This is a genomic window from uncultured Turicimonas sp., assembly GCF_902477955.1.
In the GTDB taxonomy this organism is placed as follows: domain Bacteria; phylum Pseudomonadota; class Gammaproteobacteria; order Burkholderiales; family Burkholderiaceae_F; genus Turicimonas.
The window spans coordinates 1-13,504 of the sequence record NZ_CABSJB010000033.1 but is presented as its reverse complement, the minus strand read 5'-3'; the positions used below and the strand labels follow the sequence as shown (position 1 = coordinate 13,504).

The 13,504-nt window shown below is 46.0% G+C and carries 11 protein-coding genes; 9 read left to right on the top strand and 2 right to left on the bottom strand.

The genetic code is table 11. The features are described from left to right. Positions 1-9: 9 nt before the first annotated feature. The gene (locus RDK53_RS09525; protein ID WP_308514336.1) at positions 10-1,815 is read right to left on the bottom strand and encodes a PhnD/SsuA/transferrin family substrate-binding protein; all 1,806 of its coding nucleotides are present in this window, start codon (positions 1,813-1,815) and stop codon (positions 10-12) included. Between the two features lie 142 nt (positions 1,816-1,957). Here RDK53_RS09525 and RDK53_RS09520 point away from each other — a divergent pair, with 142 nt between their 5' ends. The 3 genes from RDK53_RS09520 (at position 1,958) to RDK53_RS09510 (ending at position 5,345) form a co-directional block, all read left to right on the top strand. Then, positions 1,958-3,100: a porin gene (locus RDK53_RS09520; protein ID WP_308514335.1), complete on the top strand. Its 1,143-nt coding sequence runs from the start codon at positions 1,958-1,960 to the stop codon at positions 3,098-3,100. A gap of 17 nt (positions 3,101-3,117) precedes the next feature. Beyond that, complete coding sequence (locus RDK53_RS09515) at positions 3,118-3,741, top strand: response regulator (protein WP_308514334.1); 624 nt, start codon at positions 3,118-3,120, stop codon at positions 3,739-3,741. A gap of 104 nt (positions 3,742-3,845) precedes the next feature. Next, complete coding sequence (locus RDK53_RS09510; RefSeq protein ID WP_308514333.1) at positions 3,846-5,345, top strand: flavocytochrome c; 1,500 nt, start codon at positions 3,846-3,848, stop codon at positions 5,343-5,345. A 183-nt stretch (positions 5,346-5,528) separates the two neighbouring features. Here RDK53_RS09510 and RDK53_RS09505 read toward each other — a convergent pair whose 3' ends face one another. Beyond that, complete coding sequence (locus RDK53_RS09505; protein ID WP_308514332.1) at positions 5,529-6,704, bottom strand: molybdopterin-binding protein; 1,176 nt, start codon at positions 6,702-6,704, stop codon at positions 5,529-5,531. An 824-nt stretch (positions 6,705-7,528) separates the two neighbouring features. On the opposite strand from RDK53_RS09505, the gene RDK53_RS09500 reads away from it, so the two are divergent. The 6 genes from RDK53_RS09500 to RDK53_RS09475 all read left to right on the top strand — a co-directional run bounded on the left by RDK53_RS09500 (position 7,529) and on the right by RDK53_RS09475 (position 13,425). Next, positions 7,529-7,684 (top strand): hypothetical protein, encoded by a 156-nt coding sequence (locus RDK53_RS09500; RefSeq protein ID WP_169711909.1) that lies wholly within the window; start codon positions 7,529-7,531, stop codon positions 7,682-7,684. A 118-nt stretch (positions 7,685-7,802) separates the two neighbouring features. Next, positions 7,803-8,507, top strand: coding sequence for a 4Fe-4S dicluster domain-containing protein (locus RDK53_RS09495; protein WP_308514331.1), 705 nt, complete (start codon positions 7,803-7,805; stop codon positions 8,505-8,507). A 19-nt stretch (positions 8,508-8,526) separates the two neighbouring features. Further along, positions 8,527-10,647 (top strand): aldehyde ferredoxin oxidoreductase N-terminal domain-containing protein, encoded by a 2,121-nt coding sequence (locus RDK53_RS09490; RefSeq protein WP_308514330.1) that lies wholly within the window; start codon positions 8,527-8,529, stop codon positions 10,645-10,647. A 9-nt stretch (positions 10,648-10,656) separates the two neighbouring features. After that, positions 10,657-11,451 (top strand): hypothetical protein, encoded by a 795-nt coding sequence (locus tag RDK53_RS09485; RefSeq protein ID WP_308514329.1) that lies wholly within the window; start codon positions 10,657-10,659, stop codon positions 11,449-11,451. 56 nt (positions 11,452-11,507) lie between these two features. After that, positions 11,508-12,551, top strand: a complete 1,044-nt coding sequence (locus RDK53_RS09480; protein WP_066594242.1) for a cytochrome c3 family protein — start codon at positions 11,508-11,510, stop codon at positions 12,549-12,551. 82 nt (positions 12,552-12,633) lie between these two features. Further along, entirely contained in the window at positions 12,634-13,425 is a 792-nt protein-coding gene (locus tag RDK53_RS09475) for a 4Fe-4S dicluster domain-containing protein (protein ID WP_308514328.1), read from the top strand. The last annotated feature ends 79 nt before the right edge of the window (positions 13,426-13,504 follow it).

Sequence of the window (13,504 nt, the reverse complement as noted above, 5' to 3'; positions counted from 1 at the left end):
TCCTGTAAGTCATTTTCTGTGAGCCTCTACGGTTCGGTCAGGTTCGATTTCCTGAGCAGGATCTGCTTTGAAAAGCGGAAGAGTAATTTCGCAGGTAATTCCTGTCCCAAGTTCAGTTCGTTTGATCGAAAATTTTCCTCCGTGATTCTGAATGATGGATCTCACGATGGAGAGCCCAATTCCTAATCCTGCACTTTTGCGAGAGGACATGGACACTTGGATTCTTTGCAGTTCATCATCTGAGACCTTGGAGCCATTGTCTGCAATGGCTATTCTGCAACTTTCTTTGTCCTCGTTAACCACAACAGTGATCTCCGGATTTTTAACATTCTGAGCTTCGAGAGCTTCCTTGGCATTCTTAAGCAGATTGTAGATTGCCAATTCAAATTCCAAAGGCGACAAACTGCAAACCGGCTCAGCATTGGATCGGGAAAAATTGATTGCCAAATTATCACAATGAAAAGCAAAGCGAAAATCTTGGATAGCTTCCGATACTGTTTCGTTAACTTTCGACGGTGTTTTCTTTAACTTTCTTTCTTTTGCGTAATTTCGGACCGAGTTGACGATATCTTCAACTTTCTTGGTCTGAAAAATTATTTTTATTAGCATTTCCGTCAGCGTCTGGCTGTCTAAGGCCTGCTTGTTTTGGGCCCGCAAAAGTCCTTCGGCATAAGCTTGGACGGCTCCTAAAGGCTGAGGAAGTTCATGGGCAATCATTGAACTCATATGATCGATGGTGCTTATTTTTTGCAACGCCATCAAACGCGCTTCGGCCTCTTTCATGGCTCGATCGGTTTTGATTTTGGCTCTTAACGTAGCTACCAGCTGTTCCGACCTCCTTTTTAATTTGAGGTAAAGGAAGAGCGTCAGAGAAAGCAGGGCCAATAGGAAAACGGCAAAAAGCAGGACTGCAAAACTGTACTTTTGAAGCATTTCTTTGAGAGTCCAGGGCCGATAGTCAGAGAAGTGACCTATCTTCAGCTCCTTGAAAAGACCGTCAATTGAGCTGAGATCCATTTGAACCGACCATGAAGCGGTTCCTTTAGAAAATGGCATCTCGAGAAGCGCCGTGACTAACTTGCGTGTGAAGGCAGCATCGCTGTTTTTTGTAGAAGATAAAGTCCAATTCGGAAAGGTTCGAGTAGAGCTGGTGCAAGGAGATGTACCGGACACTAACACCGGTTTTACTTTTTCTCGAATTCCTTTATTTTGTGCGGATAATGTCTCCCAATAGCATCCGGGGAGCGCTACGACATCGGTTCTTCCGTCAATTAGAGCCTGCAGAAGATCTTCGGGATTTTTATTGAGGAATGACACGGAAGAGAAGAATTTTTTCGGATCGTACCCTGCATAACTGATTTCCGCTAACGGCACAATATGGCTGAAAAAAGCCTCAGGATTGTTGGAGGTAAAGCGTTTGTTTTTTAAATCGGCAAGGGTGCGAACGGCCATGTCCTGCCGAGTTAAAAAGACGGAACCTAATTCATTTCTATCCGTACCCTTTTTAGTAGGAGCGTAGATTAATAGTTCGCGAACACCGTCTTGTGAAAGAGAGCTCGCAAAGCCTGCCGAGGAAATGAAGTACTCGATTTTCTTTTCTTCTATCAGTTTCTTTAAGTGCGTAAGAGACACCGGCTGCATGAATTGGATTTCATTCGTACCGAATTTTTGTTCCAGGTATTTTTTTGTTGCTTCAAAGAACTCTTGTTCGTTGCTGGACATAGCACCGGTCCCGAGACCAACCACGTAAGTGGCTTGTGCCGGTGCAGATAACAAAGCCAAAGGCAGCAATAAAAGCAAGAGAGTTTTCGGCATAAAGATCTCCATATCACTGCTTCTATGATCTCATACCGGCCTATTAGGACTTACACCCTTTTTAGTACCTACGTACCAGGTTCCTAAGTGACACTTTCTTTATCTTGGAGCCATGGAAGTTCTCAAAACAAAGGAGAAAAAGGTGCCAAGAATATCAAACAAGTTTTTAACCTTTTGTTTGCTGTGCGCGGTCCCGGTCGTTTACGCTCAAAGCACGGTGAGTGTTTACGGCGTTGTGGATACAGGTTTCGGCGTTATGAAAGGCAAAGGGCAGCAGACTAGTGTTCAAGCCGTCTCGGGAGGAAATGCAGCCAGTCGTTGGGGCCTGACCGGAAAAGAGGAACTTGGGAATGGAAATTACGTTAAGTTCATCTTGGAACAAGGGATCAAAGTGAATAACGGAGCTCCTCAAACCGCCGGTGTGCTTTTCGACAGAGACTCTTTACTGATCGTCGGTGGAAAATGGGGAGAATTGGGTTTCGGCCGCTCGGGTTCTTTAATGGGTACCACAGGATACTTTGGGCAGTTTCCAAAGATGGGCGCCAATCCAATGGCAAGCAACTTCTTAGATGCGGCTCTTATTGGTTCCTTGGTGAATTCGGGGATGCTCAACAATTCTGTCACTTACCAAGTAAAGCCAAGCAATGCAGTTACTTTAACTGCTCAATACTCAAACGGCATCTCCTCTGATGAGGATACTTGGAGTAAAAACAATCATTACTATGGTCTATCGGCCCAATACAAGCAAGCTGACTTCAGCGTTGGCACTGTGTTTACAGTGATTGATTACAGAAAGGCCGGCGCCAATAATGGCGCGGATTCCGAGCCGACTTATAACTTATTCTTGACGGCATATAAGATGTTCGGACAGTTCCGTCTAAACCTCGGATACCAGCATGTTTGGAATTCTCGAAACCTGAGCGGCGGTCCTAATGCTTTTTATGCCAAAGATTTGGGTTTTGGAAATGCAGCTAAAGTCAAAGAAAGCAGGAAGGGCTTTAGATCTGACTCCTTCGTCATCGGCGGCAGCTATCCTGTAGGCGGAGGAAAACTCTTTGGCGCCTTCAAGTGGAATATGGGAAAATGGCAAGGCGAAAGCATGAAGACAGATGCCGACAGAGACGGTGATCGTTGGGTCGCCTCTTTAAAGTACCTCTATCCATTGTCCAAGCGAACCTCGCTCTATGCAGTAGGCAGCTATGCCAGAGGAACAGGAATGTTCAAGAATGCTGAAAGCAAGGCGACTCGTTTAACGACAGCGTTCGGTGTGTGTCATAACTTTTAGTCTTTTGGGAGAAAAAAGTGATCGACCGCAAACTTCAGGAAAATTCAATCGTTCGTATTGTTGATGATGACGAAGGATTCGGAGACGCAATCCGTTTCATCCTCAAGACTGAAGGCTGGCTTGTCACTTTTTATTCTGACACAGCTTCGTTTTTGAAAAAGGACGATCCTGAAGTTCCCGGCTGCATCATCTTGGATTATCAGATGCCTTTGGTGAATGGTTTGGAGTTTCAGGAAATGCTGGCGCATGAAGGTTATTCTCAGCCCATCATCTTTCTTACCGCTCATGCAGATGTAGACATGGCTATTACCGCTTTTAGAAAAGGTGCTGTTGATATTCTGAAAAAGCCTGTGTCAGCGGAAGTTCTGCTTGAAGCTGTTGAAAGAGCCGTGAAGACTGATAATGAAGAACGGCATAAGGATTATCGTTTGGTCAGGTACCAGGAATTCTACGATGCTTTAACTCAACGAGAAAAGGAAGTATTGAAGTTGGTTAATGCCGGATTGATGAACTACCAGATTGCTCAAAGGTTAGGACTGAGTGAGAGAACCGTAGAAACTCATCGCTTCAATGCCTATAACAAAGTCGGTGTCAGAGACCTAATCCAACTAAGAGAGTTTATGTCGCATATAGAGGCGTAACGCTTTATTTCTCAATAGTTTTTTAAATAGTTAATTTAATTCACAGGGGGCTGAAAAGGTCCTCTCAGGGGAAGTTTTTTCTCAAAATCTTCAAGGAGTTAATTATGTCTAACATTAGCAGAAGAAATCTTTTCAAGACAGCGGGTGCCGGTGTTCTTGCTTTTGGTTCCGGATCTGTTCTTGCACAGACCTCAAATCCTGCAAATCCGTACGTTCCTCAGCAATGGGACGAATCTTATGATGTTGTTGTAGTTGGCGGCGGCGGAGCTGGTATGGCTGCTGCATTGTTGGCTGCACAAAACGGAGCAAAAGTAGTAATTATTGAAAAATTGCTTTTTGCCGGCGGTAATACTATGGCAGCTCAAGGCCAAATTAATGCCGCAGACCCGGTCCGTCAACCGAAGCAAAATATTGAAGATTCTCCTGAAAAGCATGCCGCTCAAACCTTAGCAGCCGGCGATTTCAGAGGTGATCCTGCCCGCGTCAAAGTCCTTTGTGATAACGCCTATAGCGTAATCACATGGCTTGAAGGCTTAGGAATGGAATTCAAGCCGACAGTTCATCAAATGTTCGGCGGCCTCTATCCACGCGCACACTCTCCTGCAGTTCCGAAAGGTATCGGTTATACAGGCGTTTTGTCAAAAGCCTTGAAGAAAGAAAACGTTCCGTTTAAGACCGGTTTCTCCGTTGTTGAGATCTACCGCGAACAGCCATGGAGCGGTGATGTCCTAGGCGTAAAAGTTCAAAACAGCAAAGGACAAGTCTTAAATATCGAGGCTAAGAAAGGCGTAGTTTTGGCCAGCGGTGGATTCTCCGGCAATCAGTATTTAAGAGAACTGCATGATCCGCGAACTGCCGGACTCGGCACTGACAATCTTCCCGGACATACCGGTGATGTAATGATGGCTGCAAATCGAATCGGCGGATATTTGATTGGTATGGACTTCATTCAGTCCACCCCGGGAGCACCTGCCGGTAAGAAGATGAAGATTATCTTGAACACCAATGTGGACGGCTCTATCTATGTAGACAAACGAGGCAACCGTATCGTTGACGAAGGTGCTCGACGCGATCATATCCGTGATGCAGTATTAGGCACACCCGAACGCTATGGTTACACGGTAGTTGACAATAATCAGTATGAGTCATACAACAGCGCCGTACATGATGCAGTTCAAAGAGGCATTGAAATCAACGAAGCATGGACAGCTCCGACTATTAAAGAACTGGCTGTGAAGATGGGCGTGGATCCTGAAGGTTTGCAGAAGACGGTAGACAGATATAACAACGTTATTATCAAAAACAAGGAAGATCCTGACTTCCATAAGGCACCGCGCAATCTCACAAGAAAGATTGAAAAAGGACCTTTCTGGGCTTGCTACACAGGTATGACCGTTCATCATACGATGGGGGGATTGAACACCAACACCAAGGCTCAAGTTCTGGACTGCACCGGAACTCCGATTCCTCGTTTATATGCAGCAGGCGAAATTACCGGCGGTATCCATGGAACTAACAGAGTCGGCGGCAATGCCCTTCTTGATTGCTTCGTTTTCGGCAGGATCGCTGGCGAAAATGCCGCTAAAGAAAAGGCCAGAAGCTAATTCTTTAACCTAATTCAGCACAAGGACGGTCAACTTGATTGAAAGACCGTCCTTTTGTTATTGAAGTGAGCTGCACTGCTCAGGTTGTTTACAGCCAAACGAGTCCTATCTCTCTTTGGTCAAAATCAGTAGGTTCATCACAAGAGATCTATTTTTCTTCTTATCTGCGAGGACAGCCGAAGTCTAAAAGTGAAGGCCGTTGAAGAAGAGTTCAGCTTCTACTTGCTGGTTTGCTTCTAAGTGATGTCCTTTTGGATTCTTAATAATGGCCTGTGCATCTCTGAATGACGCAGAACGACCGCTTCCTTTCTGTAGCGGAAGGGCAATAAGATGATCACCCAAAGGAGCAAGCTGTACACAGATGTCTCCGGCTTTTCCTTGGAAATTAAAGCCCATGATCGCTTCTACTTTCTTCACCGGAAAAGGTGCTGTCATGAAGGAAGACCAAATCTGAGGAAGGACAAACCGCTGAGCTAAACAAATAAAGCCGAGCGGATTACCAGGTAGGCCGATAAGAATCGATTTGTTCATCTTTCCGTATACAAACGGAAGGGAACTGGATAAACGCGTGCCGTCCTTGATCAAAGAACCGCCGGACATTTTGATTGATTTGCGAAGCAAATCGCTCTTGCCTTGACCCGTGCCGCCGACGGTGATGATAAAGTCAAAATATTGACCTAACGAAATGAGCCTCGAGCTAAGTTCTACCGCAGAGTCTTTTGCAAAAAAGACGGCAGTGTCGGTTAGTCCCAAGCCATTCAGCAGATTAGAGAGATAAGTGGCATTGCTCGAATGCCGTCCTCTTTTGACTATTGACTCCGAACCTGCTTCAACAATTTCATGTCCGGTGGCTAAAATCGCAACGGAGGGGCGTTTGTATACGGTTACTTCTTGAATCCCCGCTTCAAACAAAAGGGCCTGCTGCGCAGCGGCCAGTACGGTTCCTGCTTTGAGAATTAATTCTCCTCTTTGCCATTCACTTCCTTTCGGTAAGACATTTTCAAGTGGATATGTATCGAGACCGAATTCAGGATCGGACGGCTCTTTGTTAGAAACAACGGCGTCGGCTCTCTCCGGTAAATATCCTCCGGTGTTGATCCAACAGTATGAATTGACTTCCAAGTATTTCGGCCCCTCGCCGTTAACGATTGCCGGAGATTTAAGCGGATAGTGCTTATCTTCGGTAGCAATAGCCCAGCCGTCTCTTGTTGCCACATCATAGGGTGGAATATTTTCTTGGCTGATAACGTCTTCCGCCAGCTCAAGACCAAAACTATTTGCCAAAGCAGAAGTGATTTTGACTTTTTCAAATGGCAATGGCGGACGGCTGAAAGGATAGAGTACAAAATTTCCGTTCATGACTTGGACGCAATAAACCTAAAACCGTTATTTTAGGCCGAGAGACAGGTAAATCCGTGAAGAAATCAGCAAATATGAGCTGTTATAGCTCGAAGTTCTTGGCCGCTTGTTGTTTTTCTGGTTGCCTATGGATTTCAAAAATGACCGAAGTTTGATCTATATCAAACTACTCGAGCAGTTTCCTGGCAGAAAATGACCTCAGTTAAAAAAAGAATCGATCATCAGGAGATAAGTATGAGGACTAAAGCTGCTTTCTTTGGCCTTTCTTTCAGATTGATGTTTCTGTACGCAGGCACGGAGTGTTTGCTGACGTAAGTTGAAAAATCAGAATGCACAAAACGGACAAATATGGGCTTCACAGAAAATGTGAGTTTTATCTGTTATTTGTTTATAGCTCCTGACGCAGTTGAGGTTCCTTTCTATTTCCGTTCTTGAGGAACGTTTGCCCGGGAGTATTGCAAAGATACCTCATATTAGATTCGAAATTTCGATATTGCGAACAAAGCTAATCCGAAAGGATGATATTTGCAAATTTACAACTCACGAGTTTTCGAGTTATATGAAAAATAATTTAAAAATTAAACGAGTAATTAACTACTTGAAATTAATATAAATATTTTAATTAATATGCAAACATACTCGATAAATTATATAAATTCAATGAATTTTTTATCTGGAAAAATTGTTAAAAGGAGCTTAAAACCTCTTCACTATTTATTTCTATTTGTTAAAATCCCTAACATGCTGTTACGTTTCATACAAATGTAAAGGTTTTCAGCAGTACTCCCCAAGACGGCAACAGTTAATTGTTGCGGAGAAATAAAATGAGTTCCATAAGAACCAATCACAATTCGGAAATTCAATGCATCGCCTCCGAGCGTGATTGTTCTGTTGTTCTCTCCTTTATTACCCCTTCCTTACGCACAAGATGGACTATTAAGCCTGTCGGCAGCAACGGCTGGTCCCTCCAAAGCAAATAATCTTTGTCGCTCTTCAAGCCAGTAAGTTTCTAAAAAGCAGCGCAAGCTCGAGTTTTAGAGGCTGTCCCTATGACGGATTACTACGGTTTTTCGTCCCTCCACCAGGAGAAAAATAATTATGTTTGATCTAAAAGACTTGATGTCCAAGGTCAATTTACCCCAAGACATTACCCGACGCGGTTTCCTCGAGGTCGCATCCGTGACTGCTACATTGGCTGCGATGAACCAAGTACGAGCTCAAACCGGAACACGTCCTTACATCATTTTGCAGGCACCGGAAGGTTTAATCGTTGGCGATCCCTCTCTCTGTGTTGATTGCCAGCGTTGCGAAATGGCCTGTACCGAATATAACGACGGCAAAAACGACCCCGTTTTAGCAAGAATTAAGATCGGCCGCAATATTTGGTACGGACCCGGCAACTCCGGTTACCGTCCTCTGCAAGGTGTTTGGGGCAATTCCACTGTGGTTCAGGATACCTGCCGCCAGTGTGCTCACCCGGTTCCTTGCGCAAATGCTTGTCCTCAAGGCGCCATTCAAGTCAATCCTGAAACCGGTGCAAGATTCGTTGTCGAAGACCAGTGCATCGGCTGCGGTTTATGTCAGAAAGCCTGCCCTTGGGACATGATGACTTTTGACCGCGAAGCGGAAAAAGCCAGCAAGTGCTTCTTATGCGACGGTGATCCGAAGTGCGTGAAAGCGTGTCCTGCCGCTGCTCTTGTTTATCTGCCTTGGAAAGATCGTTCCGGCGAACCAGGCAAGCGTCCTGTTCACGGTTATCTGCCGGAAGAAAACGCCAAACAGTGTTCTGTTTGCCACGGTTAATTAACTGAAAGGAACTGAAATGGACAACACACAAAAAAGATATGGCTATACCGGTCAGGGCCTCCGCGTTAATTTAACAACCGGCCAGATTACTAAGGAGCCGACATTCCCTCGTTTCAAAGATGAAATCGGCGGAACAGCTATCGGTTACCGCGTATTTTGGGATGAAGTTCCTCCGAAGACACAGCCTTTAGACGAAGCTAACAAATTGGTTATTGCTCCCGGACCATTCTCCGGATCAGGTGCTCTTTGCTCCAGCCGTACTTCCATCACTACTATCTATCCGACTATCTACCCGATCCCTATGATCGCCAGCGCTCACATCGGCGGTGATTTGGCAGCTAAGTTGAAATTAGCCGGATATGACTTCATCATCATTGAAGGAAAATCTGATAAACCTGTATATCTCTATATCGACAACGATGAAGTTGAAATTAGAGACGCTAAAGGTATTTGGGGCCAAGGCACTCGCCGCGCACAACAGATGCTTGCCAATCAGACTAAGCCGACGGCTTCAGTAGCCGTTATCGGACCGGCCGGTGAAAACCTCGTTCCGATGTCTGTTCTTATCAGTGCACGTCAGCACTCCGGCGGCGGTATCGGAAGTATTTTCGGCTCTAAGAAGCTCAAAGGTGTCGTAGTTAACGGCGACCAGCCGATTCACATTCACGCCGATAAACAAGAGTGGCAGAAGATCAACGAAAGAAATATCGAATTGTTCGGTTCTTTGAACCAGCACGTCGTTCCGTCTGCTCCTAATCCGCTGTTTGAGTTCTATGCACCGGGAAGCCGTTGGAACGGTATGCCGGGTAATGTGTGGCAGAAAGCTAATCCGCCTATTATTCTTTCCGAAGATATGCGCAGTCCTAACCGCATTTCTTATCGTTGGTGCGCCAGCCAGTTCTTCCTTGGCAAACCGCAGGGTTTGAAGATTAAGGTTAGAAATAACGGCTGCTACGGCTGCCCGCTCCGCTGCTACGCTATCGTTGAAGATGATGAAGCTGCTGCCCGCTACCACATCAATAAGATGACCGAACAGACCTGCATGTCTCTGTATTTCGGCCGCGTGATCTTCCCGAAGATTGCCGCTAAACGCGATTTGCCGGCAGCCCGCCAAGCTTCCATGGTTGGTATCCAGGTGATGGATGACCTTGGTGTTTGGTGCAACTACGGTCAACTCCACCGCGACTTCAAGAAGATGTACGTAGAAGGACGTTGGAAGAAGTTACTTCCGGAGAAGGAATACAACTCCATTCCATGGCAGAAGATTGAAGACTGCGACGCCTCTTTCTTAATGGATCTCTTCACCCGTATCGCTTACAGACAAGGCGAAATGGGCAAGTGGCTCGGAGAAAGCACTGCTTATATGCTTGATCACTTCGGCATTCCTGAAGATGATTGGAGAAATGATAAGTCTACGAACTACTGGGCTTTGAGCCATCCGAAACATCATGCCAACGAAGACGACGGACAGGTCGGAACTGTTTTGAACTGCCTGTACAACCGCGACCCGATGAGCCACGGTACCGTTAACTTCACAAGAAGCGGCTTGCCAATCGGCGTCAAAAAGACAATTGCCGAACGCTTCTGGGGCAGCGGTGATGCCGTCGATGAGATCGGCGACTACACTCCGACAAACGAAGCTAAGATGCGCCGCCTCCGCTGGGTTATCTGCAGAAAAGAGCTTCATGATATGTTAGGTCTTTGCTCTTGGATGGCTCCGTGGGTTGTCTCTCCGAACAAGTCTGACAACTATATCGGAGACGATGACATGGAAGGCAAGGTCTATCGTGCTTTAACAGGCAGAAAGGACACTGCTCAACAGTTAGACAACGCCGGTTTCAGAGCATTTACTCTTCATCGCGCTTACACAATGCGCCAGATGAATGAGCTGAATATGCGCAAGAAACACGACTTCTATCCGAATTGGATTTTCACAGATCCGAAGAATCGTCCTGCATTTACGAAAGGTACGATCAGAATGGATAAAGACGATATCGAAAAGAGCTTTGATATTTTCTTTGAAATGGTTAACTGGGATCCGAAGACCGGAGCCCCGACTGAAAAGGCCTACAAAGAAATGCAGCTCGACTTCGTCGTCCCTGTCATGCAAAAAGAAGGTTTAATGCCTGGAAAGTAGAGCAATAGTATGAATTGTCCTGAAAACAAACTCTCAACAAATACCAGCCAGTTCAAATCTGACATCGTATTTCTTGTTGATTTAGTCACAGAACACAGTTCCAAGGTTCAACTTGTCACTGTTGAAGAGCTCCGGGCAGAGTTTCTCGAACGGGCTCCGAATCAGAAAATGCTGACTAAAGAGGAAGCAAAGACTGAAATTGACACTATTCCTTATAAGGAAAAAGAACTGCGCAATTCTGCTGACGATAGTCCGGAAGGTAAGGAACGCCGCAGACTGATTTCCAGAAGAAGAATGCTTCACTCTCTGTTCAACGGAGAGCTGAGCGTACGGGATCTGGAAAAACAAGAAGGCGAACCTGCAGAACTTAGAGAGGTCACTCCGGAATATTTCGACGAGGTCTACGCTGAAGCTCTGAAAGGGCCGAACAACATTGAGGAATTCGAAAGCTGGGACGGAAAACGGTATGTACATTTCCTGCCGCTTCTTTCCAGTTCTTTCGCAAGACTCATGTCTGCTCAGAACAATCCTTATCAGCTGATATTGAATACGGTTCGTGAAAGCTCGCAGCTGTATCCGAGACCGGTTGGAATTTTTTCCTTTGAGTTTGCTCCGTTCAACCTCGACCCGAAAGTTATCCAAGATGTTTTGGATAAGGTCGCTAAGGATCCGAAGGCAAAAGATATTCGAGTTGCCGAAACCTCAGCTGGCTCTCTGTATCTCTATTCTTCCGATTACTTGGAAGATGCCTACGCAGACTTCTTGGCCGAGGAAATGGATCAGGGCGAAGCAGAAATGCTCTAGTAAAGAATGCCGGGGTTTTGAGATTTCAAGCTCCGCAACATAGGTGCGAAAATACCATGCTTACGAAATTAACCACTATAGCTCTTTCTTGTTTGGCAGCGTTTGGAGTTTCTGCCGTATTTGCCCAGGAAGGCGGCTACAAAGTTGAACAGATTAATATTCCTGAAAAACCGGAATTCATGCAGTCCTTAGGCATTGCCAAAGATGCACAGCCTAAACTGACTAAGAAAGAAAAGACATTGCTGACTCAGCAGGCTTATCAAGAAAAAGCCGATCAGCACTTCATGACAGTGCACTCTCAGAAAGGCGTCAGCTGTGTTTCTTGTCACGATCCGAAGGGCAAACAAGGCGTTGCTTGGATGGCCGTTGTTTCTAAACCGGCAATCCGTCAGAGCTGCCAAGACTGCCATACCGTGCAAGCCGAGGTCTTCGCTCATACCGATACTCATGACAAGATCGACTGCATTGCATGCCATATGCCGAATATGGCCTCTGCCGATGACTATTCAACCGATCAAAAGGCTGCTGGTCCAAAGGCTCTCAAACGCCTGCATACATACAAGATCAATGTTGATCCGGCTGCTTCCACAATGGTTCAGGAAGAAGTCGATACACCAAAAGGCAAAGTTAAAGCCTACGTTCTTGCTAAGAATGAAGACGGCAATGCCTTTGTAGATTTGATGTGGAGCTGTGCAAGAAATTCTCCCGCCGACTACACAGTCTTCGAAGGGAAGGGATGTCACAACGAAGCTACTTCTAAACTTGATCAAGGTCTCGTTTACCAAGATCAGAAAGAAGTCTACGGCGAAGTGATGAAGTGGCAGACCCCGATCAAAGAAGGTTACGAAGAAGTTGCAGGCGCCATTCCGCGCATCAGAAAACTTCTTGAAGTTACCCGCTTAAGTCCCGCTGATCAGACCGAAGCACGTTTGCTGCTGGACAAGGCTGATGATATTGCAGCAATGATTCAGAAAGATGGGTCTTGGGGCGTTCATGCACAGAATTACTTGCTTGACCGCGTTCAGACTGCCAAAGCTTACATTGCCAAGGCACAACAGATCATCGACAAGGGCGGTTACACCAAAGTCGTAGCCAAGTAAGGTTGGGACGGTTCGGGACATATCCCGAACCAACCTCTCCCTTATGAAGATTAAGCGGTTAAAACCGCCAAGGAGATACATTGTGAGTACTTTAAACAGAAGAACAATTTTGAGAGGCGCTGGCGCCGGTTCTCTGTTCGTTCTCACGCTTGCCGGTTGTTCTCCAAAATCAGAAACACCTCAAAAGCCCGGAGATAAATCTCAAAAGGCTGCTGAGGCTGATAAGACGAAAGGACAACCTGCAGCCGGCTCTGCACAAAAAACCGCAGCTTCCAATCCTCATTATGTTTTGGTGTTCAACCAGAACAAGTGCGTTGGATGCGGTGAATGTGTAGAAGCGTGTAGCGAAGTTAATAAACTGCCTCCGGGTGTTCATCGTATGGTCCTTGAAAGACAAAATACGAGAGTTCCCGGAACAGCCTGTCCATACTGCGGAAAGATTGAACCGTGTGATTGTGAACGAGTTTACGTCCGCGTTTCTTGCCAGCAGTGTCTGGATGCACCTTGCGTTCGTGTTTGTCCGACACAAGCTGCACATAGAGATGAAGTCACGAATATCGTCACGATGGATCCGGACAGATGTGTGGGCTGCAAATACTGTATTGCGGCTTGCCCCTACAACGTCCGCTTCATTAACCCAACGACTAAAGTCGCTGAAAACTGTGACTTCTGCCTTCAAACTAAATTGGCTAACGGTGAAGATCCGGCCTGTGTTTCTAAATGCCGTTACGGCGCTCTGGCCTTCGGAGACGTCAATGATCCGAATTCTTATGTCAGCAAGCTCCTTAACGTTAAGGACACTGTCCGTGTGAAACCTCACCTCGGAACAAATCCAAGCGTGAGATATATCCCCGTTACAAAGGAGAGCATCTAAATGGACGGTACTATTACTTTTACGACCGGTTTATCCGAGGGGATTGCTTGGCCTTGGCCAATTGCGGTTTATCTGTTCC

Bases quoted from the DNA above. Each gene is read 5' to 3' on its own strand.
- RDK53_RS09525 (WP_308514336.1), bottom strand. From the start codon at position 1,815: ATGCCGAAAACTCTCTTGCTTTTATTGCTGCCTTTGGCTTTGTTATCT.
- RDK53_RS09510 (WP_308514333.1), top strand. From the start codon at position 3,846: ATGTCTAACATTAGCAGAAGAAATCTTTTCAAGACAGCGGGTGCCGGT.
- RDK53_RS09505 (WP_308514332.1), bottom strand. From the start codon at position 6,704: ATGAACGGAAATTTTGTACTCTATCCTTTCAGCCGTCCGCCATTGCCA.
- RDK53_RS09500 (WP_169711909.1), top strand. From the start codon at position 7,529: ATGAGTTCCATAAGAACCAATCACAATTCGGAAATTCAATGCATCGCC.
- RDK53_RS09495 (WP_308514331.1), top strand. From the start codon at position 7,803: ATGTTTGATCTAAAAGACTTGATGTCCAAGGTCAATTTACCCCAAGAC.
- RDK53_RS09490 (WP_308514330.1), top strand. From the start codon at position 8,527: ATGGACAACACACAAAAAAGATATGGCTATACCGGTCAGGGCCTCCGC.
- RDK53_RS09485 (WP_308514329.1), top strand. From the start codon at position 10,657: ATGAATTGTCCTGAAAACAAACTCTCAACAAATACCAGCCAGTTCAAA.
- RDK53_RS09480 (WP_066594242.1), top strand. From the start codon at position 11,508: ATGCTTACGAAATTAACCACTATAGCTCTTTCTTGTTTGGCAGCGTTT.